The sequence below is a fragment of the Vibrio sp. 1078-1 genome (genome assembly GCF_033340475.1).
In genome coordinates this window covers 1-509 of record NZ_JAWOWM010000965.1, presented here as the reverse complement: position 1 = coordinate 509, position 509 = coordinate 1, and the positions used below count along the sequence as shown (strand labels likewise).

General features: G+C 46.8%; 1 protein-coding gene. It reads left to right on the top strand.

Annotated features, from left to right (window positions below; all coding sequences use genetic code 11):
* The coding region (locus R7190_RS31115; protein ID WP_318138374.1) for an aminotransferase class I/II-fold pyridoxal phosphate-dependent enzyme at positions 1 to 509 on the top strand (509 nt) is incomplete at both ends.

The following is a 509-nucleotide window of genomic DNA, read 5'->3' as shown; positions in this document are numbered from 1 at the left end:
TGCTTGAAGTGATTGAGATTGCTCGCCAACACAAGCTGATCATTTTCGCTGACGAGATTTACGACAAAGTGCTTTACGATGGCGCAACACACACTTCTGTTGCGACGCTAACGGAAGACGTACTTGTGATGACCTTTAATGGTTTGTCGAAAGCTTACCGGGTATGTGGTTTCCGTGGTGGGTGGATGTTCTTAACTGGTCCAAAACACTTAGCACAAGGCTACGTTAACGGTCTAGAGTTGCTCTCTTCTATGCGTCTTTGTGCCAACGTGCCGATGCAACATGCGATTCAAACCGCGCTAGGTGGCTACCAAAGTATCAATGAGTTGATCTTACCTGGTGGCCGATTGCTAGAGCAGCGTAATCGCGCGTTCGAGCTGATCAACCAGATCCCAGGGGTATCTTGTGTGAAACCCAAAGGTGCCATGTATTTATTCCCTAAAATCGATACCAAGATGTACAACATCAAGAATGACCAGCAGATGGTGCTCGATTTCTTGAAACAGGAA